Annotated in this window: 21 protein-coding genes; 9 read left to right on the top strand and 12 right to left on the bottom strand. The window is 51.7% G+C overall.

Going from position 1 to position 26,026, the window contains the following annotated elements; all coding sequences use genetic code 11:
* Positions 1 to 265 precede the first annotated feature (265 nt).
* The 4 genes from ACFPMF_RS00220 to ACFPMF_RS00205 are packed head-to-tail and all read left to right on the top strand — an operon-like array spanning position 266 to position 4,430.
* Positions 266 to 967: an ABC transporter ATP-binding protein gene (locus ACFPMF_RS00220; RefSeq protein ID WP_379840400.1), complete on the top strand. Its 702-nt coding sequence runs from the start codon at positions 266 to 268 to the stop codon at positions 965 to 967.
* Between the two features lie 15 nt (positions 968 to 982).
* A complete protein-coding gene (locus ACFPMF_RS00215; protein WP_379840399.1) occupies positions 983 to 1,936 on the top strand; it encodes an HlyD family secretion protein in 954 nt (317 codons plus the stop codon).
* A gap of 3 nt (positions 1,937 to 1,939) precedes the next feature.
* Positions 1,940 to 3,076 (top strand): ABC transporter permease, encoded by a 1,137-nt coding sequence (locus ACFPMF_RS00210; RefSeq protein ID WP_379840398.1) that lies wholly within the window; start codon positions 1,940 to 1,942, stop codon positions 3,074 to 3,076.
* 16 nt (positions 3,077 to 3,092) lie between these two features.
* Positions 3,093 to 4,430 carry a TolC family protein gene (locus tag ACFPMF_RS00205; RefSeq protein WP_379840397.1) on the top strand — a complete coding sequence of 446 codons (1,338 nt, stop codon included), beginning with the start codon at positions 3,093 to 3,095 and terminating at the stop codon, positions 4,428 to 4,430.
* Between the two features lie 59 nt (positions 4,431 to 4,489).
* On the opposite strand, the gene ACFPMF_RS00200 is transcribed toward ACFPMF_RS00205, so the two are convergent.
* Entirely contained in the window at positions 4,490 to 5,110 is a 621-nt protein-coding gene (locus ACFPMF_RS00200; protein WP_379840396.1) for a hypothetical protein, read from the bottom strand.
* Positions 5,111 to 5,316: 206 nt separating this feature from the next.
* Between ACFPMF_RS00200 and ACFPMF_RS00195 the strand changes: the two genes are divergently transcribed.
* Positions 5,317 to 6,558: an MFS transporter gene (locus ACFPMF_RS00195; RefSeq protein ID WP_379840395.1), complete on the top strand. Its 1,242-nt coding sequence runs from the start codon at positions 5,317 to 5,319 to the stop codon at positions 6,556 to 6,558.
* A gap of 99 nt (positions 6,559 to 6,657) precedes the next feature.
* Here ACFPMF_RS00195 and can read toward each other — a convergent pair whose 3' ends face one another.
* From can to ACFPMF_RS00165, 6 genes are all read right to left on the bottom strand, one after another.
* On the bottom strand, positions 6,658 to 7,302 hold the full coding sequence (can, locus tag ACFPMF_RS00190; RefSeq protein ID WP_379840394.1) for a carbonate dehydratase: 645 nt from the start codon (positions 7,300 to 7,302) through the stop codon (positions 6,658 to 6,660).
* Positions 7,303 to 7,415: 113 nt separating this feature from the next.
* A complete protein-coding gene (locus ACFPMF_RS00185) occupies positions 7,416 to 7,802 on the bottom strand; it encodes a hypothetical protein (protein WP_379840393.1) in 387 nt (128 codons plus the stop codon).
* 194 nt (positions 7,803 to 7,996) lie between these two features.
* The gene (locus ACFPMF_RS00180) at positions 7,997 to 9,358 is read right to left on the bottom strand and encodes a HAMP domain-containing sensor histidine kinase (RefSeq protein ID WP_379840392.1); all 1,362 of its coding nucleotides are present in this window, start codon (positions 9,356 to 9,358) and stop codon (positions 7,997 to 7,999) included.
* Positions 9,355 to 10,050 (bottom strand): response regulator transcription factor, encoded by a 696-nt coding sequence (locus ACFPMF_RS00175; RefSeq protein WP_379840391.1) that lies wholly within the window; start codon positions 10,048 to 10,050, stop codon positions 9,355 to 9,357. The genes ACFPMF_RS00180 and ACFPMF_RS00175 overlap by 4 nt, the downstream gene beginning before the upstream one ends.
* A 222-nt stretch (positions 10,051 to 10,272) precedes the next feature.
* A complete protein-coding gene (locus ACFPMF_RS00170; RefSeq protein WP_379840390.1) occupies positions 10,273 to 11,037 on the bottom strand; it encodes a carboxypeptidase-like regulatory domain-containing protein in 765 nt (254 codons plus the stop codon).
* A 571-nt stretch (positions 11,038 to 11,608) separates the two neighbouring features.
* Positions 11,609 to 11,857 carry a hypothetical protein gene (locus tag ACFPMF_RS00165; RefSeq protein ID WP_379840388.1) on the bottom strand — a complete coding sequence of 83 codons (249 nt, stop codon included), beginning with the start codon at positions 11,855 to 11,857 and terminating at the stop codon, positions 11,609 to 11,611.
* Between the two features lie 436 nt (positions 11,858 to 12,293).
* Here ACFPMF_RS00165 and ACFPMF_RS00160 point away from each other — a divergent pair, with 436 nt between their 5' ends.
* Positions 12,294 to 12,638, top strand: a complete 345-nt coding sequence (locus ACFPMF_RS00160; protein WP_379840387.1) for a hypothetical protein — start codon at positions 12,294 to 12,296, stop codon at positions 12,636 to 12,638.
* Positions 12,639 to 12,941: 303 nt separating this feature from the next.
* On the opposite strand, the gene ACFPMF_RS00155 is transcribed toward ACFPMF_RS00160, so the two are convergent.
* A complete protein-coding gene (locus ACFPMF_RS00155) occupies positions 12,942 to 15,263 on the bottom strand; it encodes a tetratricopeptide repeat-containing sensor histidine kinase (RefSeq protein ID WP_379840386.1) in 2,322 nt (773 codons plus the stop codon).
* A 197-nt stretch (positions 15,264 to 15,460) separates the two neighbouring features.
* Here ACFPMF_RS00155 and ACFPMF_RS00150 point away from each other — a divergent pair, with 197 nt between their 5' ends.
* Positions 15,461 to 16,078: a DsbA family protein gene (locus ACFPMF_RS00150; protein WP_379840385.1), complete on the top strand. Its 618-nt coding sequence runs from the start codon at positions 15,461 to 15,463 to the stop codon at positions 16,076 to 16,078.
* 49 nt (positions 16,079 to 16,127) lie between these two features.
* Here ACFPMF_RS00150 and ACFPMF_RS00145 read toward each other — a convergent pair whose 3' ends face one another.
* Complete coding sequence (locus ACFPMF_RS00145) at positions 16,128 to 18,200, bottom strand: sigma 54-interacting transcriptional regulator (protein ID WP_379840384.1); 2,073 nt, start codon at positions 18,198 to 18,200, stop codon at positions 16,128 to 16,130.
* A gap of 558 nt (positions 18,201 to 18,758) precedes the next feature.
* Here ACFPMF_RS00145 and ACFPMF_RS00140 point away from each other — a divergent pair.
* Both ACFPMF_RS00140 and ACFPMF_RS00135 read left to right on the top strand, forming a co-directional pair.
* Complete coding sequence (locus tag ACFPMF_RS00140) at positions 18,759 to 19,757, top strand: alpha/beta hydrolase (protein WP_379840383.1); 999 nt, start codon at positions 18,759 to 18,761, stop codon at positions 19,755 to 19,757.
* Between the two features lie 52 nt (positions 19,758 to 19,809).
* The gene (locus tag ACFPMF_RS00135) at positions 19,810 to 20,604 is read left to right on the top strand and encodes an alpha/beta fold hydrolase (protein WP_379840382.1); all 795 of its coding nucleotides are present in this window, start codon (positions 19,810 to 19,812) and stop codon (positions 20,602 to 20,604) included.
* A 244-nt stretch (positions 20,605 to 20,848) separates the two neighbouring features.
* Here ACFPMF_RS00135 and ACFPMF_RS00130 read toward each other — a convergent pair whose 3' ends face one another.
* The 3 genes from ACFPMF_RS00130 to ACFPMF_RS00120 form a co-directional block, all read right to left on the bottom strand.
* Complete coding sequence (locus ACFPMF_RS00130; protein WP_379840381.1) at positions 20,849 to 21,244, bottom strand: response regulator; 396 nt, start codon at positions 21,242 to 21,244, stop codon at positions 20,849 to 20,851.
* Positions 21,245 to 21,693: 449 nt separating this feature from the next.
* Positions 21,694 to 23,670 (bottom strand): sigma 54-interacting transcriptional regulator, encoded by a 1,977-nt coding sequence (locus ACFPMF_RS00125; RefSeq protein ID WP_379840380.1) that lies wholly within the window; start codon positions 23,668 to 23,670, stop codon positions 21,694 to 21,696.
* The gene (locus tag ACFPMF_RS00120; protein ID WP_379840379.1) at positions 23,660 to 25,951 is read right to left on the bottom strand and encodes a histidine kinase dimerization/phosphoacceptor domain -containing protein; all 2,292 of its coding nucleotides are present in this window, start codon (positions 25,949 to 25,951) and stop codon (positions 23,660 to 23,662) included. Before ACFPMF_RS00120 ends, ACFPMF_RS00125 begins: the two co-directional genes overlap by 11 nt.
* Positions 25,952 to 26,026: the final 75 nt, after the last annotated feature.

The raw sequence follows: 26,026 nt of genomic DNA, 5'->3' as shown, positions 1-26,026 counted from the left end.
TGCAACAACTCGTGCAGCATGAAGCTATCGATCCTATTTTGAAATCAGCGCTTCTAACGTTGTCCGGTTTTTATTGCTCGCCCTCGGAATTATTTAAGCATCATCCGCAGACGTATACGAGCATGTGTTACCGAAACTCGTTACATTGGCAATTAAAAACAATAAATGACCGGCTGGTGTTAATGATCGGGGCAAGTTTCAGGAGGGCGCGGAATTTTGCAGTCATACCAAAACCTATTCTAAAGACCGTTCATGTAGTAAATTTATGACCGTAGTAGCGGAAGTCCGTGGTGCCAGCAAGGAATACAAAACTGGCGACACCACAATCGTTGCCTTACAGCCCACCAACGCTGAATTTAAAGAGAAAGAACTTACCTTGATTATCGGCCCGTCCGGTTCCGGGAAAACAACTTTGTTATCCCTGATTGGCTGCGTAATTTATCCTACTGCGGGCGAGGTATACATCAATGGACAAGCCATTACGACACTCTCTGAAAAGGAACTGGCTAAAATCCGGCTTCAGAACATCGGCTTTGTTTTTCAGAGTTTTAACCTGCTGGCCCCTTTACCCGCCCTCGATAATGTGATGCACCCGATGCTGCTGATGGGAATCAGCCGGAAAGAAGCGCGCCAACGGGCCGAAACGGCTTTGGAAAAAGTGGGTATGACCGACCGAATGTTCAACTTGCCCAAAATGCTGAGTGGCGGCCAACAGCAACGGGTGGCCATTGCCCGCGCGCTGGTGACCAATCCCCGCATTATTCTTTGTGACGAACCGACGGCTTCACTGGATGTGAAGAGTGTTAGCGTGGTGATGGCTGAACTTAAACAACTGGCGGAGAGCGGAAAATCCGTCACGGTCGTCACCCACGACCTGCGCTTAAAGCAGTACGCCGACCGGATTATCTATGTGAATGATGGGGTCGCCAGTGATACGCCCTCCGAAGATGAAGAATTCGTAAAATAATTTGCTAACTACCGTATGAGAAGTAACGCCTTCGTTTACCTGAGCTTTTGCCTGATCATCCTGTTCGGTTGCAATTCCGGTGACCAAAAGAAAGCATCCAAAGACGGGGTAGACAGCACCCAGATTTTCACCCCCGATAAAGTGCGCGAAGTAACCGGAACCGGGAAGGTAGAACCCGAAAAGGGCATCGTGGCCCTGGCAGCTACGTCGGCGGGCGTTGTCGTAAAGCAATTCAAATCAAGGGGCGACTCCGTGCGGAAAGGCGAGCCGATCCTGCAACTGGACCAGGTGCTGGAACAGTCCCGTTTGGAGCAATCAACCAGCCAGGTAGCTACGCAGCAATCGGAAATTGAGATGGCCCGGGAAGCAGCCCGGGAAGCCGAAGTGACCTACCGCTACAACCAGGAACAACTGGCCACGGCCCGAAACCTGTTGCAAAAAAACGCCGAAACGAAGCAGAATGTCGATGACCTGGAGCAAACGTTAAAAAAGTCGGAAATAGAACTGGCCAATAAACAACTAGCCATCCGGCAGGCCCAGCAGCGTCTTCGCGAAATTCAGAAACAGGGCCAGGTCAGTAAGGATGAAAAAAACCTGAAAATGCTCCGGGCACCGGAAGATGGGGTGATTCTGGATCTGTTTCCAACCGTCGGGAGCGCCATCAAACAGTATGACACCTACGCTGATTTTGCGGCTAAAGGCCCCGTCCTGGTGCGGGCTGAGGTGGATGAATTATTCGCGAACAAGGTAAAAACCGGACAAAAAGCCGTCATCCGGCTGGTGGGCAATACCGACACCCTCGCGACGGGAACTATCCAGTTTGTGTCGCCCTATCTGAAAAAGAAATCCCTGTTTCAGGAGCAGGCCAGCGATCTGGAAGACCGCCGGGTGCGGGAAATCAGGGTAACAATCGATCAAATCGACCGGTTGTTACTGAACACCAAAGTAGAGTGTATCATTAGCCTGTAATCTATGCTGCGAACGGCGTATCAATTCATGAAATTTGATAAATCCAAGAGCATTGGCATTATCATCGGCATCGTCATCAGCATCTTTCTGATTGGGCAGCAGGTGGGCATTCTTTCCTTCCTGACGGGTCTGATGGGCGGGTTGGTGTCGAGCAGCCGGCAGGATCTGGGCGAAATCTGGGTGGTGGACAACATCACCAGCAACGCGAACGAACTGGCCCAACTCGACGAACGGATCGTTCGGGAGATCCGAAGCATCGACGGTGTGCAGGAAACCTACGCGGTGGTCGTGGCGTCGGGATCTATCAAGTTTGCCGATGGGAAAACCGCCATTGTCAGCCTCATTGGCAGCGAAGCTCCGAACTTTGTGGCCGGTCCCCGCCCCGATCTGGTCATGGACGGCAAGATCAGCAGTCTGCTCGACGAGGGGGCGGTTTCTGCCGAGTTTTTTGATGAGAGCACATTTAACAACAGCGTGGCACCGGGCACTTCGGTGGAAATCAACGGGAAGAGTGCGATTATTAAAGTACGCACGAAAAACGCCCGTGGCTTCGGCGGTTCTTTTTTTTACACCACCCTGTCCAAAGCCCGCTATTATGGCGGTTTTCCGGCCAACAAAATATCCTGCGTGGCCGTGAAAGTGAAACCGGGTTTCAGCAAAGAACAGGTGATCGCGAACATCGATAATACCATTGTCGGGGTGAAAGCCTGGGAGAGTAGGGATTTAAAAAACACCACCATTCGCTTCATTACGATCACCTCCAACATTGGCACGAGCATTGGCTCGCTGGTTGTCTTTGCCATCATCAGCGGTTTTTTTATCATTGGCCTGACCCTCTACTCCGCAGCGCTGGATCGCTTAAAGGATTACGGAACCCTCAAGGCCATCGGGGCCACCAACGGGTACGTCACCAAATTGATTCTCATGCAATCGTTCCTATTTGCCATTCTGGGATTTATGATTGCCATGCTGCTGTTATTTGGTTTCCAGAAGGGGGTAGCCGGTGCCGGACTTATTCTAAACTTTCCGCCGATTTTCGTACTGGGACTTTTTCTGGTTACGCTCTTTATTTCGATGGGCGGTTCGCTGTTTGCGATTCGCAAGATCAACAGCGTGGAACCTGCTTCGGTATTCAGATAAAACAGCTATGAATGGATTGAAAACATATACTGCCCTTTTTCTGCTTTGTCTGACCGGCTTCGGCCTGCCTGCGCAAACCCCGCTGTCGCTGGACAGTTGTATACGCGTCGCTCTTAAAAACCGGGCAAGTATTAAAGCGTTGTCGCAGGATCAGCTCCTGGCGGCTTTGAAAACGGCTGACCTGAGGGCAAAGTACTGGCCGCAGGTGTCGCTGAATTACAATTACCGGTATAATCCCATCATTCAAACCTCCATTGTACCGGTCGGCCAGTTTTTTCAGCCAGCAACCGATGAAGTACGAGCGATTCGGTTTGGGACCCCCTGGCAGCAAAACGCGGGAGCAACGGTTTACCAGCCACTCTGGGATGCGTCGATTGCCAGCCAGGTGGCGGAAAGCAAAATTCAGGACCGCCTGAAACAACTCGACCGCGAAAATGCTGAAAACGAATTGCGCTACGAGGTCGTGAAAACCTACGCCAACATCTGGCTAAATCAAACCCGGATTACCGATAGCGCCCTGGATACCCTGCGCAGTTTTCAGTCGGTTCAACTCATGAAGGCGCGTCTGGAGGAAGGCCGATTGCTCAAGACCGAGTACAACAAAGCCAGGGTCAATCATAATCACGCCCTGGAAAACTACCAGTTGGCGGTTACGGAGTTTGTCAAACAGATTGTCTACCTGAGCTACCTGACCACCTTGCCCGTTGAGCAATTATTGCGCGCTAATTACCAATCGGAATCCCTGCAATCGCTCCTCCATAAAGCCGACAAAACGGACCTGAACCCGCAGCGAATCAGCGCCATCAATCAATTGCAGGGGCAGAACGAGTTGGTCCAGCAGCAACTGATTAGTGAACGCCGAAAAAATAAGCCGACGGTCGGCCTAGACGGTTTTTTCGGCGCCAATCAGTTTACCAATGCGTTCAATCCCGTGGCAAAGAACAGTTGGTATCTGGCGTCCTATGTCGGGCTGGCGGTAAAATGGAATTTGCTGGCGGGCGAGAATCGGGCGAATCATTTACAGCAACTGAGCGTTCAGGCCACCTCCTTAAAGCTACAGGTAGAAGAACAGGAACAACTTGTGCGGAAAGACCTGCTTGAACTGGATGAAACCATTCGTACGCAGCAACAGCAACTGATTCCTATTGAAGAAAATATCGCGCTTTTCAAGGAAAGTCTGCAAATTTACCAGGAACGATTCAGCGCGGGCAAACTGGAAGCCAACGACCTCAACTCGATGGAAATAGACCTCCAAAAAGAAATCCTTAAACAGCAGGACACCAAAATTCAACTGTTACAAAACCAGCTGAAACGGTTGTTCACCTCCGGAAATCTGGCCGTACTCCTCCGGTAGACGTTTACTGATAACAGTCCGAGCCGTATAACTACAACTACCTGATCCCGGTTTTTCGTCTACCTGATGATCACATCCGTGATTTTTATACGGAATAACCCACTGGTAAACCGGGCCGTTTCAGGCATGCCATTCCGAAGGCGGCCGTAAACGCTCATATCCTCATTGAACGAAATGGCAAAACGCCCTTCCACGATACCGGCCGCTTTGTCAACCTTCGTCACGCTGACCCAACTGGGTTTTAGTCCCTGGTCAATATAGCGTTTGACTAATCCGCCCGAGTTACCGATATAGGAAAGATTAGCATACTCGTTGTTCAGTTTGCGCCGTTTGTTCAGGTTGGAAATTTTGAAACGGCCTTTTTTCAAAGGAATATTGAAAATCATCAGGGCCTGCGTTTTCGTGCACTCAGGATCCAGGCAACCGTTGCTGGTATTGGGATTCGGGCCAACACCCATTCCAGGATAATCAATATCGGTGTATACCAGCAAATTAAACTGCCGAACATCTTCTATCCGCTCCGTCCGTTCCTTGAGTCGCAGGACCTGTCCGGTGCCGTACCAAACCGAATCATTGAGCATACTGGTCACATTGTGCTGGCTGTCTTTGGGTAAGGAAGGCTGTCTGACACAGCCTGTGCAGACTAAGGCGAACACCAGGGAATAGAAAAAACCTTTCATACTAACTTTCGGGAGTAAAAACGAAGACCTGCCTTAAAACTAATCATTTAGTTGTGATTTTTCTACAAACCAAAAGGATTCAGCGAACCTCCTTATAAATGGGCAGTATATTACGGTGATTGCCTCCTTAAAGAAGGAGCTTGTTCTCACGCAGGACTGACCTGCTAACCCGCGATCGTCACCTTTACCCTTGCCTCTCCCATTGCATGATCCATTCAATCGCCCCAATTCGCTGGTACCGCCTGATACCGGTTGTTTTCATCACCTACAGTCTGGCTTACCTCGACCGGGCCAATTTTGGATTTGCGGCTGCGGGTGGCATGAACGAAGACCTCCAGATTTCCCAGACAACTTCGTCCTTATTAAGTTCCTTATTTTTCCTGGGTTACTTCTTCTTTCAAATACCGGGAGCGCAGTATGCTTCCCATAAAAGCGCCAAAAAGCTGATTTTCGTTTCCCTGATTTTGTGGGCCGGACTGGCCACGGCGACCGGCCTGGTTAGCAATGTCACGGCCCTGATCGTGATCCGGTTCATGATCGGGGTGGTGGAAAGCGCTGTCATGCCCTCCATGCTTATCCTGCTGAGTCAGTGGTTTACGAAGGAGGAACGCTCCCGCGCCAATACCTTTCTGATTTTGGGTAACCCGGTTACGGTTTTATGGATGTCGGTTCTGTCCGGGTACCTGATCGATTCCGTAGGCTGGCGGTGGATGTTTATCATTCAGGGTGCCCCCGGTATTTTGTGGGCGTTTGTCTGGTGGAAAATGATTGCCGAGACCCCACGGGAAGCCGATTGGCTGACGACGGAAGAAAAATCGAAGCTCGAAAATCGGCTGAAGGATGAGCAAAAAGCGATCAAACCCGTCAAAAATTATGGACAGGCGTTCCGCTCCAAGGCGGTTATTCTGTTATGCATTCACTATTTTTTGTGGAGTCTGGGCGTATACGGTTTTGTCATGTGGCTCCCGTCCATCATCAAAGCCAGTCCGGATATGGACATTGTTACGACGGGCTGGCTATCGGCAGCCCCTTACCTGTTGGCGATTGGTGGCATGCTGGCGGCATCCCATTTCTCGGATAAAAGCCAAAACCGTATTCTTTTCATCTGGCCTTTCCTGGTTATCGCGTCGTTGTCCTTTTTCGGCTCCTACTGGTTGGCGGGGCAACATTTCTGGCTTTCGTACGCTTTACTGATTTTGGCGGGTGGTGCTTTATATGCCCCATACGGTCCATTTTTTGCCCTCATAACCGAACTTTTACCCAAGAACGTGGCCGGTGGGGCCATCGGTTTAGTCAATAGCATGGGCGCTTTGGGTTCGTTTGTCGGCGCTTATCTGGTTGGTTACCTCAGCGGTCTTACGGGCAACTTCAATGCCTCGTACCTGCTGATGGGCGTTGCGGTTTTGATCGCAGCCACCCTGACATTTCGGATCGCCAGACGCGGGTAAGACGGACTCTGGCGTCGGTATGTTTCATGCAAAAAGCCCCAAGGATGGGGCTTTTTGCAACCTATTTACTCGCACAATGAATCTATTTTCGGGCCCGGTTTAGGCGTAAACCGGCTCAAGCCGATACACATCGTCGACGGCATTGGCGTGGTCTATTGTAATTCCCAGATCTTTCAGCAAACCGGTTTTCAGGTCATACACCATTCCGTGAACCTGTAGCGGCCGGCCCGCATTCCACGCGTTCTGCACGATGGTGGTCGTCGTCAGACCATACACCTGCTCCTGGATATTGAGTTCGATCAACCGGTTAAGCCGCTGGGCCGGATCTTCAATCGCATTCAGTTCGTGCTGATGCAGGCGGTATACATCCTTAATGTAACGCAGCCAGTTGTCGATCAGCCCGACCTGCTTATTTCCCATGGCAGCCGCAACGCCCCCACAGCCGTAATGACCGCACACAATGACGTGCTGCACTTCCAGTACATTCACGGCATAGTCCAGCACGCTAAGCATGCTCATGTCATTATGAATCACCATATTGGCGATATTGCGGTGCACAAACATATCGCCCGGATCGGTTCCGGTAACGACATTGGCAGGGACCCGGCTATCGGAACATCCGATCCATAAAAACTTGGGCCGCTGCCCTTCGGCCAGCTTATTAAAAAAGGCAGGGTCTAGGTTTTTTCTTTCATCAACCCACTTTTTATTATTTGCAAAAAGCTCCTGATAAGTACGAATCATGGTATTTCCCGGTAAAAATGAAAAGAAAGAAAACTAATTGGCCAGCGACGTAACCGCATCGAAGTGACACGGTTACGTCGGCCGACTAACGGAGAGTTCAGCATTGAACCGTTTTATTTATTCTCTTTCGGCAACTCCTTGCCGGGGGTGGTGGCCACCTCGGAGGGTTGCTCGACCGGTGTCAACCCACTGGGTCGTTGCATTTTATAGTTCCGGTCGGCCAGATTCTCGTTGGCCTTATGCGGTACGAGATACCCATCGGCGGGGGCAGCATTCGGCACGGGCTGTTTGTAGTTGACTACCGCCCGGTTATCGAGGCCAGGGGCACTGATGGTTTCTCCGCGCTGGCTAGCCAATTTCTGGGCCTTGGCGGCTTTGTTCGGATGCTTGTAATTATGCGTTGAAATGGTGTGGTCCCTACGGATTTTCTGATCGTTTTGGGCCGTGGCGGTCAATATGGTTAATCCACTCAGGGCAAGTGCTGCAATGTATGTTTTCATGGCTTATCTATCTTTATAAACAATCAGCCTCATGATTTTGACCAGTTAACACCTGATCGCTGGCTGACAGAACAAAGATCGGAAGCCCGTGTTAAGCTCGTGTTAGAGCGATATTAGAACGGGGTTAGAAATGATCCGGCCCCTGAAAAAAACCGGATTTACGGGAAATTTACCTAAAAACAGGCCTCCGGAGGTCAGCGGGGTAAGGTAATGACAAAGGTGGTGCCAGCTTCTGCCGATGAGTGGACCTCGATCTGGCCCTGGTGAAGTTTGACAATGCGTTCGGTCAGTGGCAGTCCGATTCCGAAACCGGGCAAACCACTGGCATTGCGCCCCCGCTGGAAGGGAATAAAAATGGCCGTGAGCTGATCGGACGGAATCACCGAACCCGTATTGTGAACCGTGAGCTGAAACGATTTACCGGTGGCGGACAGGGATACCGTTACCGTATGATTCGACGAAAATTTACAGCCGTTGTCCATCAGATTAAAAAAAGCCGTTCGCAGGAGCGGTTCGCTGCCCGTCAGTTGCCAGTCGTCATCCGACTCATTTTGCGATTCAACCCGGAGTTCAACCGTGCAACCGGGCTGAAGACGCTGCACTTCGTGCCGAACCTGTTCCACCAACGCCTTGATCTGCACCGGCCCCATCGGAACGGCGGACGAATCCATGCTGGCATTGGCCAGCGCCAGCAACCCGTTGGCCATCCGGTTCAACCCCCGCACATCATCCAGCACCGAGCGCAGGGTTGCCCGCAATTCTTCCGGTTCGTCATCAGCCAGCAGTGACACCTGCAACTGGCCCGTAATGGCCGTCAATGGGGTACGAAGCTCATGCGATGCGTGCGACACAAACGAACGTTGCAGCCGAAAGGCTTCTTCCAGCCGGTTCAACATCCGATTGAAGCGTTGCGCGAGTTGGGTCAGTTCGTCGCCACTTTTACCTTCCGGTAATCGCAAGGAGAGGTTTGAGGCCGTGATCTCGTCGATCCGCTGATTGATCCGGCTAATGGGCTGCAGGATCCGCCCCATGAAATACCGCCCGGCAACCAGCATGATTCCGGTCATCAGAAACCACCCTCCTCCCAGGAGCTTCGCCAAATCCTGAATGGTCCGGACCCCACGGCTATCGATGGCTGAGGCAAAAATGAGGTAGGGAGCCGTTTGTTCGGCAAACCGGATTCCCACAATCTCGCGGTCGCCTTCCCGCCAATGGGTCGTTTCCAGTTCCCGAACACGCGCCAGAATTGAGGGCGTTACGGTGAGATAATCCGTACCGCTTTCGTAGATTAACCGGTTCTTTGCATCATAAATGATAATTTCTTCGTCGGGCAAAACCGTCAGCTGATTTTTGTCAATGAGTTTGTAGAGGTCCGGTCCGATCCGGTCTTGCCCCACCAGCAGATGACCCGCCGTCAACGCTTCGGCCCGCAGGCGGTTCAGGAATTCGTGTTTGCGGTATTGCTGGGCAATCAGGTACAGAAACAGACAGAAGATCGCCAGCAAAACGGAAACAATGGCGGTCGATAAAAGCGTCAGGCGGTTATGCAGGCTCATTTTTCTTTCAGCACGTAACCCATTCCGATCAGAGTGTGAATCAGTTTGGTGGGGTGGTCTTTGTCGATTTTCGCGCGCAGGTAACTAACGTAGACGTCAATGACGTTGGTCCCCGTATCAAACCCGATATCCCATACCTGCTCGGCAATGTCCACCCGCGAAACCACGCGCCCGGCGTTCCGCATCAGGTATTCCAGGAGGGCAAATTCGCGGGCGGTCAGGTCAATGGTCTGACCACCCCGGCGGGCAACGCGCTCGTGCAGATCAAGCTCCAGGTCGGCCACCCGTAAAATCCGATCTCCTTCTTCGGGTGTCCCCGACCGGCGCAGCAGTGCTTTGACCCGGGCCAGCAATTCCAGAAAGTCAAACGGTTTGACCAGGTAATCGTCGGCCCCAGCTTCAAATCCCAGCAACTTGTCGGCGGTGGTATCCAGGGCGGTTAACATCAGAATCGGGATCCGGGTATTTTGTCGCCGGATGTATTCGGCCACCTCAAGACCACTGATGTCCGGCAGGTTGACGTCCAGAATGACCAGATCAAAAGCGGCCTGGGCAAAAAGTTGTTTCCCTTCCTGCCCCGTCAGGGCCACCTCCACCCCATAGGACTGGGTCTGGAGTCCTTTTCGGATAAACGTAGCCACTTTGGGTTCATCTTCAATCAATAACAAATGTGCAGTGGAACCAGCAATCATAAACCTATGGATAAGATCGGAATCGCCAACCAGCCGAAACCGGCTATACAATCGACTGCAAGGTACTAATCGAATGGCAATCTCCGCCCCCCAATCGCAGGAATACCCGTCTTGTTTTATTATACCAGGCTATTTTCTCACGCTGCGACCCGGTTTTCCGGTATCGCAGCATGAAGCGTCAGAGCAGGCCCTTCGGGCAAAAATCACACACCCGGGCTGGTTTTATAACGTATCCACAAAAATACCCAGGCGGTAATGGGTTGACCCGATGAAGTCTTCGTCTTCAAACAAACCGGTTACCGACGGTTCGTAGTCCTTGAATGAATCCTGAATGGAGACGCCCAACGGTTTCCCCGTCCCTTTATCCCGGGCGGTAATTTTGTACCGGCCCACCGGAATGTCGTCAAGGTAATAGCTGTTTTTGGGCATCATCCGGACTATTTTCTTGCCGGTGCTGCCATCAACCAGCGGGCCAACGGGTTCGAGCGTAATTTCAAGGTTTTCATAAACAACACGATCGACCTGGTGATGCACCTCCAGTTTTGCGCCCAGTGGGCTGGCCGTTTCGTCGGCATCAACGGTGCGTTTTCCGGTCAGCCGGAAAACAAAGTTGCGAACAGCGCCGTCGTAGGCTGAAAACACGCGCGTATCTTCCTGATACAGCGCCATTTTAAAATTCTTATTCTGGTACCGGATCGTCACGGACCCATCCACAGAATAAGAACCGGCGGCAACACCGGTTGGCACCTTAAAACTGTAGTTTCCATTGGCATCCGTATAGCCGGTTGCGGTTCGGTTATAGTGATCGGTGCTGCTGGCCACGATCTCGGCCTTGGCAACCGGTTTGCCCTGCGCATCGACTACGCGGCCTTTGACGATTCCTTCCCCGGGTTTATCCGTTTCCTTCGGCCCTTCCAGACCGGGCTTCGTACAGGCCGCCATGCTCAGCAAAGCAGCCATCAATAAAAAATGCTTCAGCGGTTTCATATTGTATTTGTTGTTCTAAACGGACTGTTATTCAGCCCTATCTGCTTAATAAGTGATTTAATAACTCAAAAGTAAGAGAGTCAATTACCGCCGGAAAACCATTCCCAACCGGGTTGTCAGTAGCGCGGAATGAATTGCGGCAAGGTGCGCATCAACTGCGTACGGCCCTGCCCAACCGGAATCCAGTCAGAAGATGACCATACGGACGCGCCCCCCGGCAGCCAAAAGAAGAAGACGAAAGAAACCGGCAGGCACTTTACCGTAATCAGCCCTACAAAAAAAGGGTTTTCACTTCCAGTCAGAAGAAGTGAAAACCCTTATTCACACGGTATGTCCGGCCGGGGTGTTCAGGATCGACGCCCACCGACGCTGATCGTCAACCAACGATTAGGTCGGTTAAAAGCCCTTAAATCGAAACCCGAAATCCCACCCGATCCTGCCGGCATTCAGTGTTTCCGGGATTGGCAATACGGTCAAATACAGGTGCCGCGTACGGATTTTACGGAGTCGGCCGGTGGCGCTGGCAGCCGTTTATGCTCGTATTTTGGAAACCCGGTTTACTCAGGAATGACTATTTTTTGTAGGCCTTCAAAATAATATGGCCTTCTTCTGCCAGGGCCTTCGCCAGCTTGGTGCGTACGACCCAAAAAAGCTGATGTTGCTGGTGTTTGACTACCGAGTAATCCTCATTAGTATTCCGATACAGACGATTACAGGCCCTAATGGCGTCAATTTGGTTAGTGTACTGATTTTTCTGAGTTTCCACTAAAGCTTTGGCAAGACGTCTCGCATGGAGGTACGAGCGAATCGACTTAATCATAACGTTTAATTTATTTTACGATGTACAAATTACAGTAATTATACTTACTATTTTTTTGAGTATCAATAAAAGCACCATTGTTACTTATAAGGCCAATATTGGTAACAAATGCAATCAAACTGATAAGTTACTATAATCCGTAAAGAGGAATGCGGAAAAACTTTCATTCTCCGTTAATCATGCCAAATAGAGTAATAAAGGAATATTTTTCAAAAATTCTTGATCAGTACCAATAAGCATAAACACTCACCTCTGATAGAATAGGCAAAATAACCGGGTAAGTAGTACCGGGAATTATTGTATAAACTGCCTTTGGTCCTCCTCCTCAGGTTTGTTCATCAGCGCACACCTTATAACATAAATACATCATAAAACTTGACACTTTCACAATATTATATTATAGTTGCAACACAAAACTTCCATTGCCATTATACCCATGTATTTTCAAATAGAGCAAGATCCCAAAACCATTTCGGGCTACCTGGTGCGGCTCCTGAATAATGACCATCGCATTCTGCTCAATAGCGAGCCCTTCAGCAATAAGACAGACTGTCTTATGTGCATCCGAAAGGCTAAACAAGCCGCCGTTGACAAGGATAATTTCATAGTCTGGGACATCGAAGGCTACCGGTTCAATCTTTTCTATGGTACCGGGCTTCTGGTCGGGGCTGTTAAATACAAGAGTGCGGGGGAACGGGATGCTGCGGTCAATCTCTGCCGGCTGGCTATACTGGAAGCGGAAGTGGTGGATAAGGCCCGGGAATTGCTGCAGGCAGCCTGAAAGCAATCCGAAAAAACCCTAAAACAAAACCCGGTTCGTCACCGGGCCTGTAAAACTACCATCTCTATTAATTGAAGCTTTTTATGCTTCTCTATACTAGAGGTACCTTTTGGGGCCCAAAAAGTTGCATCGCTTCCGAAAAAACTCCGCCTGAGTTATCCGCGTTTCGTTTCCCGATAGAAAAAAAGAAGCCGCCAAGCTCTAGAACGGTTGACAGACTTTTCAGATGACAGTAGCCATTGTTCCGCTTAATATGACATCAGTCCGTCAAACGTATATAAATCACCGGTTTCTGATCCAGCCTCAGACCAGCGGGTGCACCTTCTTGTCTTCCACAAACGTTAAACGGATCTGCACCCCGTTTTGGCGACAGATTTCCAGCATCCCTTCTATCTGTTCACTCAGGCCCCTGATTAAACTCAGGCCTAGGGTTCGGCTTTGACCCGGATTCAAATCTGCCGGAAATCCAATCCCATCATCCCCCATGATGAGCCGGTACGATTGATCGGCTTCCAGACGAAGTTCTATGGTTATCGTACCGGGCCGGGTCGCCGGAAACGCAAATTTTAACGAATTCGTCACCACTTCGTTGAGGATCAACCCCAGGGGAACCGCCAGCGTCACATCGAAACTGACCGGAGCGACCACAATCTTTTTTTGAACCTGATCGCCTTTGTTGAACGTCGTAATCAGATAATCGACAATCTCCCTGATGTATTCGTCCATCGCAATACTCGAAAGCCGATCCGACAGATAGAGTTTCTGGTGAATAAGCGCCATCACATACACCCGGTTCTGGCTTTCCCGGATTGCGGCCAAAGCCTCCGAATTTTTCAGAAAAGAACCCTGGGAGTGAAGCAGGCTGGTAATGATCTGCAGGTTGTTTTTGACCCGATGATGAATCTCCTTCAGCATCCATTCCCGTTCTTCCAGCAGTTGGTCTTTGTCGAGCAACAATTGCTCCTTGTCGATCAGCAAGTGGTCTTTTTCCTGCACAATCTGTTCCAGCGAACGGTTTTTCAGATTGATCTCGATTTGTTTCGCTTCCAGCAGCTGGTTATTCCGCTGCTTGAGTTGGTATCGGTTGTAGCCCAGCGCCAGCAGAAGGGCTAACAAAACCGCCCCGGCAATAATACTGTTCCGCATGATAGCGGCCTGGTGCAACTGGTTCTGCTGAAGCTGGCTTTGCTTGGTCAGCAATTGAATGGACTGCTGTTTGAGCTTCAGATCCTGATCTTTTTTCTCACTTTCGTACTGAATTTCGAGCTGGGCAATCTGCCGGCTTTTTGTGACGTTCAATAGCGAATCCTGCAAAACCATGTACTGCTGGTAGTGCTGAATGGCCGAATGATACCGGGCCTGAATAGAATCCAGCTTGAACCAGAGCAAATTATTCTTAGCCAAACCCGTTATGGAGCCGTTTTTCCGGCATTGGGCTTCGTTGAGTTGAAGGTAGTCGTGCGCCAGTGGATATTGTTTACTTTTGATCAGAAACCGGATCGTCGACTCATACAGGGGTGCTGCGCCAATTCCCCCGTTCCCTTTTTTAGCCAGTATGTCCAGTAGATGATCACACTGTTGCTGGGCCTGCCTGAAATCGTTCAACTCGGCGTAAATATCCATAAACCGATGCGCAACAATAAGTTTACTCTCCGCCGTTACGGGCGGATACCGCTGAACCTGTTGTCTGAAAAAGCGCAGGGCAGTTTGCGGTTTGCGCTCCTGAAGCAACAGTTTGGCAATGTTCCCCGCCAAATTCAGGACGTAGGCATTTTCCTTGAAATAACGGGCGACTTTAATCGATTTCTGAAAATAGGCATCGGCCTGTTTAAATTGCCCCAAAGCGAAGTACGTCAAACCCAGCCGGTTATACGTCGTACAAAGCTGAATGGACGTATCGTTTCGCGCTTCCGCAATTTTGACCGCCAGCAATCCATAGGTCAGCCCTTCCTTATAATCCCCGAGTTTTGAGGACACAAAGCCCATTAAATCGTAGATCCGCTCCAGATCGGTTCGCCCAAGTTCCCGGGACAACGTTAGAGATTGCTGCAACTCAATCAGCGCCTGGGTGTAGTTTTCCTGTATTTGATGATGGTCGGCCAGCTCTTTGTAGATATCAGCCTGCTTTCCTTTATTTCCCGCCCTCCGGAAGGCCATCATCGCGTTCTGGTAGCAGTCAATTTTTTTTTGCAATTCGTCGCCCTCGATGGTGTAAAACCGGGTCATGTTCTCATACAAAACCCCCAGTTCCTGCCAGTAACCGTGTCGGGTAAACCGTTCGATGGCCCGTTTCGAAAACGCATGAGCCTGCGGATTGTCGCCTTTTTCAAACAGGGCCAGGAACGTGTTAAAATCGGCCAGGGCCAGGCCTTTCGAGTACTGAAGCGACTGGCTCAGAAAACGGGCTTGCCGGGTCATCAGCAGCGCCGTGTCCAGATCGTGGGCATGTTCGCCCGGTTTAAAAATATAGTATCGGCTGAGATCGAGCAGGGCATTCACCCGATTGGTATCCGCCACATTCCGGCTGACGATGGTTCGCAGGGTTTGAACCGGTACGGCCGGAGACTGGGCAACGACAAACCCGGTTGACAGACACAGGACAATCAGGAAAATGAACCGCTTCATCGGCCTGCTGCAAACCCATATGCGATGCGGTTCAAACAAACTGGAGTTGTCCGGCATTTGCCCTAAATAGTTGGAGATACTCAATTTTAAATCCGTTACCTTTTGCACAACAAAAATCAGCAAACCGGTTTCCTGACGCTTAAAGGCCCGGTTTGCCGTTGCCACTTCTCCCTTTTCTGTTCTGGCACTTCGGTTGAGTGCGTTTAGTCAGACTTAATCGTACACTTTCTAATCTCCTTTCCAATGACCTACACATCTGCCTTTGCAACAACTGCGCCCAACCGGATCGAACTGCTCGAGTTTGGGGATTTTACCTGCCCAAAAGCCGGCGGATCAGACCCCTGATCGACACGCTGCTGGACCATTTCCGGGACCATCTCGCCTACACCTATCGTCATTTCCCGAACAGTCAGGATAATCAGTCGTTTCTGGCCGCGGTGGCCGCCGAAGCGGCCAAACGGCAGGGAAAATTCTGGCCCATGGCCCGGGGCTTAACGTCCTTACCCTCAGTCACCTTTCCGGCCGTTTCGGCTCTGGCGATCGACCTGAGCCTGGACCACCGGCAGTTTATCCACGACTTGCTGGATAATCAACTCTACAATCTGGTCAAAGCTGATTATAGAGACGGACTCAATCTGGGTGTCGTCCACACGCCAACCCTGCTGGTGAATGGTCAACTCTTCCACGGCAAAATCACCCTGGCCCGGCTTTTACCCATTCTTCAGCATCAGGCACAGCCGGGCCGTAAGGCGGTTTTAGGTTCGGTGGACAAACGGAGCGGACGGATCGACTGGGGCCATAACGGGGTATGGTAAAGCGGCCTTATCGGCCTCTCTGCCAACCGGATCCTTGTCATTAAAGCGATTAGGGCGTTGGGGGCTGAACCGTCAGGACTTTGCGAATGCCCATCTTTTCCATCCGATATTCCAGGGTGGTCGGTTTTAAGTTTAAAAGTTCGGCGGCTCCACCGGCCCCCCGAATGCGGCCGTTGGTCTGATTCAGAATAGCCAGAATGTATTCCCGTTCATTCTCCTGCTGCCTCTGTTTCATTTCGTGTAAATCCTTCGGTACGGAAAACGTCAGTTGGTCAGGCGTTGTCCCTGGCGGTTTGGACTGGGAGTGGGCACCGATGGGAGTGAGCGCGAATAAACTCTTCCCCAGAGGACGGCCTAACGCCAGTGGACTTTGGCCATTATTCAGGATGATGGCCTGTTCAATGACATTTTCAAGTTCCCGAATATTCCCCGGCCAGGAGTAATTCATTAACTCCTGCAGAACCGTTTCGCTGAATCCCAGGAAGGGTTTTCCCTGCTTGCGGGCCAGCTTCCGGGCAAAAAAATCGGCCAGAAGCGGGATATCGATGGTGCGTTCCCGCAGGGGGGGCAACGCAAGGGGGAAGGCGGCCAGACGAAAATAGAGGTCCATTCGAAACCGCCCTTCGACCACCTCCATTTCCAGATCCCGATTTGTGGCCGCAATAACGCGCACATCGGTTTTGATGGGCGCCTTCCCACCTACCCGTTCGATTTCCCGCTCCTGCAAAACCCGGAGCAGTTTCGCCTGCAACTCCAGGGGCAGCTCCCCGATTTCATCCAGGAAAATGGTCCCTCCCTGGGCCAGTTCAAACTTGCCGATCCGCTGTTCATGGGCCCCGGTAAAAGAGCCTTTCTCGTGGCCGAATAATTCGGACTCGATCAGGTTGGCGGGCAAGGTGGCACAATTGATTTTGACCAGTATTTTGTCTTTCCGGGAAGACCGGTTATGGATGGCCCGGGCAAACAGTTCTTTTCCCGTACCGCTCTCTCCCATAATCAGAACCGTGGTATTGGTGGGGGCAACCTGGGTAACGAGATTGAAAACCTGGACCAGGTTTTCACTTTTGCCCACAAGCTCGTCGAAGTTCACCAGCGTTTTTACTTCCTCCTGTAAATACGAATTTTCCTGTTTTAACTTCTCGCTAAGCCGGGCGATTTCTTCGTAAGCCATCACCCGCTCCAGGGTTAACAAAAGGGGCTGTTCCAGCCGCTCCAGCAACTCCTGATGGGATGGCTGATAAACCGCGGGGGTTCGACTCAAAAAGCTGATCAGAAACCGATCGCCATTCCGCATGCTCAGCGGGACAACCAGGGAAGACTCCAGCCGAAACCCCTTCACCAGCAGCTGAACAAAGGCATCCTGGCGGCACCACATCCCAAACGCATCCCCGCTATACCGCACCGGCCCCGTCGGAACCGCCCCCGTCGGAATGAACGACTGAACATCCGTCCGGTTGCTGGTCATCTGCTGAATATCCTGAACACTGAGAATCCGGTATTCATCAAACCCTACCCGGTAAAAATTGAAATGGTGCGTCCGGGCCTGACGCTGGTGCCGAATGCTCAGAAAATCGAAAGGAATCTGCCCTTGCAGCAACTGGGCTGCGGCCATCAGCTTTTTCTCCCAGGTACCCGATTCCGACAGGGCTTCCGTGAGCGCAATCTGAAGCGCCTTCTCTTCCCGCAACTTCATTTCAACGCTATGCGAGTGCCGGTATCGACTGATTTCCAGGGCCGTTAATACATCCTTCTCACGAAACGGTTTAACAATGTAGCCGCTCGGCTGGGTAGTTTTGACGGCTTCGAGCACGCGCTGATTGTCGTTGGCCGAAATATAAATAAAGGGGATACCAAGCTCTTTCAGTTGTTTGGCCAGATCGATGCCGGTTGCAGGACCTTTCAGGTAGATATCGAGTAAAACCACATCGGGACGTTGCTGCTCGATCAGCGTATGGGCCATCGGCACCGACCTGGCAATACCAATTACCGGATAACCGGCCGTTTGCAGAATGATCTGGAGGTCGTTGGCAATGATGTATTCATCCTCGACAATCAAAATCTTACAGGTCGAGGCCGAGGTGAACGGAAGGGTGGTTGATGACGGCATAGCAAAACAGGGCATAGACGTGGTTTTCAAACATTGACAAGAATCATACCTTATCCTTTTGATAAACTTCCGGTTTTCTAAAAAGGCCGGATAGCGGGTCCACACGCACAAAGTCCATCTAATTTACTGGATTATTTCAAGGAAAACGACGGCGCTTCCCGTTACCCGCTGGCAATTATCTCCTCACCAGGAAGGCCTTTTTTTTACCATTGGGCTACAGTTCGTAGAGAAAATTCCAGTTTTTTGGAGATATCCAAATTGAATTGGATTCGTAGGGATCAAAACGGAGCGGTTGATGCGGCCCAGCCGCTCGTCAACGCAATTGCTTCCGGTTCCGGGCTGGCTCCGGTTTGAAGGGATACGAAATTCGCGCCATCCAGTTTTTTGGATTTTGTCCTTCAATTTGGAGTTATACAGTCCTTTCAACAATCCGGTTTTAGGTTAAAAGGCCCAAAAAACGCGCTTTTAGCCCTTTTCGAGAGGCCGCTCTGGCATGGCACAGCCTTTGAAACCTCCCTTCGTACTCCGCAACCGGGGCGGTTTTTCTTTCACCTTAAAAGTGGTTTATGAATCATGGAAGTCGTCACCAAGCCCAATGCCGTCAGCGTTCCCAACTACGCCGATGATCCCCATCTCGATCGGGGCACCAAAGCATTTTTAACCATTCTCAATTCCAGTGGTGGGCCACCGCTGGAGACCCTGCCACCCCGCGAAGCCCAGTTGGGACTCGTCCAGGCGCAGGCATCCGTTGACGTTGATCTCTCGGGGATTGAGGTTACGCCGAAGACCATTACCAGTGACGGTTATACGGTCGGCCTGTACATCGTTCGTCCGGCGGGTGTTACGGAAACGCTACCGGTTTTTATCTTTATTCACGGCGGAGGCTGGGTGTTGGGCGATTTTCCGACCCACCAGCGACTGGTTCGCGATCTGGTGGTAGCGTCGGGGTTTGCTGCGGTTTTTGTGGATTATACCCGCACTTCCGACGCCCAGTTCCCTCTGGCAATCAATGAAATCTATGCCGCCACGAAATGGGTCGCCGAAAACGGCGCCGAAATCAACGTGGACGGGAGCCGGCTGGCGATGGTTGGCAACAGCGTTGGCGGCAACATGACAACGGTAACCGCCCTGATGGCCAAAGACAAAGGGGGGCCAGCCATCAAACTGCAAATTATGATGTGGCCCATTGTCGATGCGGATTTCGAAACCGAATCCTACCGGCGGTTTGGCAAAGACCGGTTTTTGACCACCTCCCTGATGAAGTGGATGTATGATCTGTATATCCCCGATCCGCAGAAACGGACCACCATTTATGCCTCTCCGCTGCGGGCCTCAATTGAGCAGTTGAGGGGCCTGCCGCCCGCGCTGATTCAGGTGGCGGAAAATGATATCCTGCGGGATGAAGGCGAAGCCTACGGCCGGAAGCTGGACGAAGCCGGTGTCACCGTCACGACGGTTCGCTACAACGGCATGATCCACGATTTCGGGCTTCTGAATGGCCTGGCAACCCTGCCAACGGTTCGCTCGCTCATTGTGCACGCTGCGGCCGAATTGAAAAAATACCTCCGGTAAGCTCCCTTCTATCATTAAATCATTTTCGGATAACCTTCAAACGCAAAAAATCATGTATCAATTTCATGCGATCGCGGCCGGCGTCGTTTCCGGTTTAGTACTGGCCTTTGCCATGGTCAATCAGGTTCAGGGCCAATCCAAAGGGGTTAAGAATATCGTGTTGGTGCACGGGGCTTTTGCCGACGGCTCCAGCTGGGCCAAAGTGATTCCTCTCCTGGAAGCGAAAGGATTGAACGTCACTGCGGTACAAAACCCATTAAGCTCGTTAAAAGACGACGTTGACGCGGCCAAACGAGCCATTGCCCTGATGGACGGCCCCGTCTTGCTGGTGGGGCACTCCTGGGGGGGCGTGGTCATTTCCGAAGCAGGCAATGACCCTAAAGTGGCCGGCCTCTTGTACGTCGCAGCCTTCGCGCCGGATAATGGTCAATCGCTGGCGGATGTAGCCCAGGCGTTTCCGCCAGCCCCCGGCAGTGATGAAGTCAGACCGGATGCCTTCGGATTTGTGTCCTTAACGCCAAAGGGGATTCATACGGATTTCGCCCAGGATCTTCCCGAATCAGAACGAAAGATTATTTTAGCCACGCAGGGAAGCTGGTCGGCCAAAGCCCCAAGTGAAAAAATTTCCAATGCGGCCTGGAGAACAAAACCGTCCTGGTACATCGTTGCCCGGCAGGATCGGATGATCGTTCCGGACCTGCAACGAAAAATGGCCAAAACGATCAAGGCAACGACCCTTGAACTGAATACCAGTCATGTGCCGATGGTATCGCAACCGGAAAAAGTAGCCGGGTTTATTATCGACGCGAGCCAGACTGTAAGTACAAAAGCGCTCGTCGCGAAATAATTCTGACAGCCCGCCAGCCAAAACCGGGGCGGTTTTAGCCGATCCTTGCGATCCGCTTTCCCGCTGCCGAGCCATGGCGGGGAGCGATACAAGTCCCAAAGCCAGTGGGCAGACCGGCAGCGCCGATCTGCCCACTGGCAATCGTTGCTTTTCATCGGTTCGACCCTTTTCAATCTACCACCGCTGGGTTTGGCCTCCACACCCAATCGGAGAGGCACCGGATGAATAGTAGCTGAAGGCAAGTTTAGAACGTGAGAAAGCAGGTTTTAAGAGCTTTCGCAATTTGCTCGTATTCGCCCACCCGGACCGGTTTTTTGATATAACAGTTGATTCCTTTCCGGTACGCATCCCGTACAAGAGCCGGTTGGTCGCTGGTTGACAGCATGACCGCTGGTGTATGGCCCAGCTTCGTATCCAGCCGCAGCAACCTCAGCGTTTCCAGGCCGGTTAAGCCGGGCATATTCATGTCCAGAACGACCAGATGAACAAAGCGCTCGGCCAGCACCGCCAGGGCCTCTTCGCCGTTTCGTGCTTCAAGCACCGCTACCCCATCGATCGACCGTTCAATGGCTTGCCGAAGAAACCAACGATCGTCCTCATCATCGTCGGTCAACAAAATGATGGTCTTTTCATTTTTCATGGGTTAAATCGGTCAGGGTTTGCCATCCGGGAAGTGCATTCGCCGGGCCCGGTTTTCGGGCCGACACCCAGCGATACGGACGCCGGGAAAGGCGGGGTTCCGCATCCCTCCCATGCCAGGGCCCACTGCCAGGACCTTATCAGGTTTGGTGCAGGCCATCAAACGCATCAGACCGGAAGGGGCCAATTCGCCGGAGCAGAAAAGAAATCGGATTTTTCATCGTCAAAACTGAGGTAGAACCAGTGAACGAATCGTGAAGTTGCTAATTCTATTCACCATTCCTGTGCCACCGCAATTTCAATTCCCAACGCAAAACAAAGACCCTCATTTACAACAACTTACCCATACACGCCATTCATAACCACGGCCAATTGGACCGCTTATCGCTACGAAAATCTGGAGTTGTCGATAGGGATATCGAAAGAATTGGTGGGTCGGTTAAACGCGGTTTATCTCCTGCGATCGATGTTCATCCGGACCATTTTGGCTTCCAGCGTCGTTGGTTTGATGTTCAGCAGTTCAGCCGCTCCCCCTTTTCCCCGGATGCGATAATTGGCCCGCTTGAGAGCCGCCAGAATATTATCTCTTTCGGCCTGATCGAAGGATTTAACCTCCGGTAACGCCCGGTTATCGGATGAACTGAAGCGGGAATGGCCGACCAGCGGCTCCACCAACGACACCTCAGGCGTTCGAGTCATAATGGCGGCCCGCTCCAGCAAATGCTCCAGTTCCCGAATATTGCCCGGCCAATCGTACCGGTGCATTTGCTGCAACGAATCGGCCGAAAGCCCCGTCAGCTTCTTACCCAATTTCTTGGCAATTTTTTTCAGGAAGAAACCGGACAGTGAAACCAGGTCTTCCTTGCGCTCCCGAAGCGGAGGCAGGGCGATGGGAAATACATTCAGGCGGTAAAAGAGGTCCAGCCGAAAATGGCCGGCGGCTACTTCCTGTTCCAGGTTGCGGTTGGTGGCGGCAATGATTCGCACGTCGATAGCGATGGGGCCTTTGCCCCCGACGCGTTCAATCTCTTTCTCCTGTAAAACCCGTAACAGCTTGGGTTGCAGTTCCAGCGGTAGTTCACCAATTTCATCCAAAAAAATGGTTCCGCCGTTTGCCAGTTCAAATTTACCAATTCGTTTGTCAGTAGCGCCCGTAAACGACCCTTTCTCGTGACCAAACAACTCGGACTCAATGAGATTAGCCGCCAGCGCTGCGCAGTTGAGTTTGATGAGCGCTTTGTTTTTCCGGGGTGATCGATTATGGACAGCCCGGGCAATCAGCTCTTTCCCGGTTCCGGTTTCGCCCTGAATCAAAACGGTGTAGTCGGTGGGTGCTACCTGCTCGATATTCTTGAAAACCGTCAGCAAGGCGGGGCTGGTCCCGATGATTTCCTCGAAATTGGCCCCGGTTTTCACTTCCTCCTGCAGATACGTATTTTCCTGCCTCAGCTGTTCGCTCAGTTGTTCGATTTTGTCGAAAGCCACCAACCGATCCATGGTTAAAACAAGGGACGGCTGTAACCGCTGAAGCAGGTTCAGGTGTTCGGGCCGGTAGGTTTCAGGCTGGCGGCTAAAAAAGGAAAGGTAAAAGTCGCCGTTGCGGGCCGTTCGCAGCGGCAGGACGAGGTTAGACGCCAGCCGGAACGTCCGGGCCATAACCTGCACGATGGGGGTTTGGCGGCTAAGGCTCTCAAAGCGGTCGCCGTTGTAAGTCCGCAGCTGGTCGTACTGGTAGTGCGATTGGATTTGCCGGAATTTTTCGGCAGTCAGGCCAGTCATTTGAATAAACGTATCCACCCCAATGATCTGGTATTCCTCCGGCCCCGTCCGGAAGAAGCTGTAGGAACGGACGGAAGGCGGGTCCTGCTCTTTTCCCAGGCCCATAATAACGTAATCGAACGGAATATGGGGCTGGAAAAGCCGGGCAACGTTCAGCAAACGCGTTTCCCACTCATCATATGCCGAAAGGGCATCCGTCAGCTTAATTTGCAGGGCCTGCTCCTGCCGAATCTGTAATTCGATCCGGTGGGCGTGGCGGTAATGAGCAATCTCCAGCGCCACCAGCACGTCTTTTTCCCGGAACGGTTTAACCAGAAACCCGTACGGTTTGGTCGTTTTAGCCTGCTCCAGAATGCTCGTGTTGGTATTAGCCGACAGATAAACGAATGGAATATCGTCCTTACCGAGTTGCCGCGCCAGGTCAATGCCGGTTTGGCTCCCTTTCAAATGAATATCCAGCAGCACCAGATCGGGCCGCTGCTGCCGGTTGATCTCCAACGCTTTCTCAATGGTAAAGGCAATGCCACTCACGCGGTAGCCCGCCTTTTCCAGAATAATTCGCAAATCATTGGCCACGGCAAACTCGTCTTCAACAATCAAAATGGTTTGCTGAGCGGCCTGCGGGAAATTTGTCGCATTAATATGCATAGTCGACACCGGAATAAACCGGACTCAATTGTTCCTCTTTAAAAACCAAACTGATCTGCAACCCGGCCCCACTGCTCAGGTTCAGTTCTCCCCCTAACTGCTGGCTGAAACCATGCATCAGGGTCATGCCCAGCGATCGGCTTTGCTTTGGATCAAAGTCCGCCGGCAAGCCGACGCCATCGTCGCTGATCCGGAGTTCATAGGCCCGGTCGGCACGCTGGTGCAGCGCCAGCGACAACCGGCCCGCGCGGCCCTGTGGGAACGCATATTTGAGCGCATTGGTGATGGCCTCATTGATGATTAAACCCAGCGGTACGGCCTGGCTGACATCCAGTTCAATGCGGTCAACATCCAGCTCAAAAGTAATGGTTTGCTGGGGATTGTAGGAATCGTGCAGGTAGGCAATCACGTCCTGAATATAAGCCGACATGTCGATCCGGGCCACCTGATCCGCCTGGTAGAGTTTCTGGTGGATCAATGCCATGGCCTGCACCCGGTGCTGGCTATCCTGAATGGCGGCCAGGGCGGCATTATCGGACAAAAACCGGGCCTGGGCATTGAGCAGGCTCATCACAACCTGTAGATTATTCTTGACCCGGTGATGGATCTCTTTAAACATCCATTCTTTCTCCGCCAAAAGATGGTTTTTTTCGGATAGCACCAGTTGAAGATAATCATTTTTCAGATTGATCTGCTCCTGCTGGATGCGGAGTTGCTGGTTATTGCGCTGTTTAAGCCGGTAGCGATTGTAACTCCAGGCCAGCAGCAGGAACAGCATACTGGCCCCGGCAATCACCAGGTTACGGGTAGCCTGTTCTTTTTGCAATTCACTCTTCTGCAATTCACTTTGCTGCCTCAACAATTGAATGTTGGTTTCTTTTTCCTGGGTTTTAAACTGCACTTCCAGCAGGGCGGTTTGCTGCTTGGTCGATGCATTGATCAGCGAATCATTCAGCGCATTGTACCGCTGGTAGTGAGAAATGGCGGAGGAGAGGCTGGCCTGCGTTGAATCCAGCTTGAACCACCACCAATGATTGATGGATAATTCCTTCGCATACCGGGCTTGTCGGCATAATTTTTCATTTAAAACCAGGAGTGTCCGCGCCTTTTCGTATTGTTTGCCAGTGACATAGTACGGAATCAGTACGCCGTGGATATAAAGATGATAATCGATTCCCAGATTGGATTCCAGCATGGCTTCCAATTGATCGGCATACGGTTTTGCCCTCGCAAACAGGTGGTGTAATTTGCTGTAATAATTCACGTAACAGGCGGCAACGGCCATCCGGCAATCAATGTCGTTGCGGTCTTCCGGCCTTCTCCGTACCACCTCGCGCAGGTGCGCCATGGCGTCTTCCAGCCCCAGGGATTGAAGCGGTTTTCCGCCAACGTTTTCCAGAATGGCGCTGATCGTGGTCGCCAGAACAATGATGGTACTTTGGCCATATTGCGTCCGGGCGCTGAGGAGCGATTTATTGAAATAGAACAGGGCTTCCCGGGGCTTGTTCAGTTCATGGTACGTATTCCCCAGCCGGCTGTATATTTTGGCCAGTTTGTGGGTTTCGCCGGACGCTTCAACGGTTTTCAGCGCCAGCAGGCCGTATTTAACACCCGCTTCATAATTCCCGATTTTACTGGAAACGAACCCAATTAGGTCGTATATCTCATGCAATTTGGTATGCCCAGCAGACTGGTATAGTTCCAGCGCCTGGTGGAGGTCTTTCAGCGCCTGCACATTGTTGCTCTGCAACTGGTAGAGGTCGCCCCGGTATTTCAGGGCATCGGCCAGGTTCACTTTATTGCCGGCCTGCCGGAGCAGGGGGACAATTGTTTCGTAGAGGGCAATCTGCTTTTTGAGGTCTTCGTTGGAAACGGTATAATAGGCGGCCTGTTCGATGTATAGGTCGGCCTGATTCTGCAAAGAACCGTACGTCAGCAGGAGGTCGCTCGCCAGTCGGGTCAGGTGCCGGCCTTTTAGTTTGTTTCCCTTTTCCCGGTTTGCCTGCGCAGCCGTCAGATAACTCAGCCCCTCTCCTCGCCGGTACCCCAGCAGGCGACTTAACCGAAAAGCCTGCTGACTCAACCCTAAAGCCGTATCCAGATCACCGGCCGCTTCGCCCCGTTTGATGACGTAGGCATGGGCCAGCTCCACCAATCGAAGCACCGCGCTGGTATCCGGCTTCTGAAACCGTGACAAGGTAAGGAGATGATCGGCCCGGGTCGAAAGCGTACGCTGGGCCCCAAGGTAGAAAGTAGGCAACGTCAGTCCTAGAAGCAACATTAAGAAGCGGGTCGATCCAACGTGTTGCATAGCACAGGAATAGAAACTACCAGTAATCTCACCGGGTTTTGCGAT

The organism is Larkinella bovis (genome assembly GCF_042655385.1).
Taxonomy (GTDB): Bacteria; Bacteroidota; Bacteroidia; order Cytophagales; family Spirosomataceae; genus Larkinella; species Larkinella bovis.
The sequence above is the reverse complement of the archived record's forward strand: the minus strand, read 5'-3'. Positions and strand labels throughout refer to the sequence as shown.

Bases quoted from the DNA above. Each gene is read 5' to 3' on its own strand.
- ACFPMF_RS00185 (WP_379840393.1), bottom strand. From the start codon at position 7,802: ATGAAAACATACATTGCAGCACTTGCCCTGAGTGGATTAACCATATTG.
- ACFPMF_RS00195 (WP_379840395.1), top strand. From the start codon at position 5,317: ATGATCCATTCAATCGCCCCAATTCGCTGGTACCGCCTGATACCGGTT.
- ACFPMF_RS00120 (WP_379840379.1), bottom strand. From the start codon at position 25,951: ATGTTGCTTCTAGGACTGACGTTGCCTACTTTCTACCTTGGGGCCCAG.
- ACFPMF_RS00125 (WP_379840380.1), bottom strand. From the start codon at position 23,670: ATGCATATTAATGCGACAAATTTCCCGCAGGCCGCTCAGCAAACCATT.
- ACFPMF_RS00130 (WP_379840381.1), bottom strand. From the start codon at position 21,244: ATGAAAAATGAAAAGACCATCATTTTGTTGACCGACGATGATGAGGAC.
- ACFPMF_RS00175 (WP_379840391.1), bottom strand. From the start codon at position 10,050: ATGATTGCTGGTTCCACTGCACATTTGTTATTGATTGAAGATGAACCC.
- ACFPMF_RS00215 (WP_379840399.1), top strand. From the start codon at position 983: ATGAGAAGTAACGCCTTCGTTTACCTGAGCTTTTGCCTGATCATCCTG.
- ACFPMF_RS00135 (WP_379840382.1), top strand. From the start codon at position 19,810: ATGTATCAATTTCATGCGATCGCGGCCGGCGTCGTTTCCGGTTTAGTA.
- ACFPMF_RS00160 (WP_379840387.1), top strand. From the start codon at position 12,294: ATGTATTTTCAAATAGAGCAAGATCCCAAAACCATTTCGGGCTACCTG.
- ACFPMF_RS00220 (WP_379840400.1), top strand. From the start codon at position 266: ATGACCGTAGTAGCGGAAGTCCGTGGTGCCAGCAAGGAATACAAAACT.
- ACFPMF_RS00140 (WP_379840383.1), top strand. From the start codon at position 18,759: ATGGAAGTCGTCACCAAGCCCAATGCCGTCAGCGTTCCCAACTACGCC.
- ACFPMF_RS00165 (WP_379840388.1), bottom strand. From the start codon at position 11,857: ATGATTAAGTCGATTCGCTCGTACCTCCATGCGAGACGTCTTGCCAAA.
- ACFPMF_RS00200 (WP_379840396.1), bottom strand. From the start codon at position 5,110: ATGAAAGGTTTTTTCTATTCCCTGGTGTTCGCCTTAGTCTGCACAGGC.
- ACFPMF_RS00180 (WP_379840392.1), bottom strand. From the start codon at position 9,358: ATGAGCCTGCATAACCGCCTGACGCTTTTATCGACCGCCATTGTTTCC.
- ACFPMF_RS00170 (WP_379840390.1), bottom strand. From the start codon at position 11,037: ATGAAACCGCTGAAGCATTTTTTATTGATGGCTGCTTTGCTGAGCATG.
- can (WP_379840394.1), bottom strand. From the start codon at position 7,302: ATGATTCGTACTTATCAGGAGCTTTTTGCAAATAATAAAAAGTGGGTT.
- ACFPMF_RS00210 (WP_379840398.1), top strand. From the start codon at position 1,940: ATGCTGCGAACGGCGTATCAATTCATGAAATTTGATAAATCCAAGAGC.
- ACFPMF_RS00145 (WP_379840384.1), bottom strand. From the start codon at position 18,200: ATGCCCTGTTTTGCTATGCCGTCATCAACCACCCTTCCGTTCACCTCG.
- ACFPMF_RS00155 (WP_379840386.1), bottom strand. From the start codon at position 15,263: ATGAAGCGGTTCATTTTCCTGATTGTCCTGTGTCTGTCAACCGGGTTT.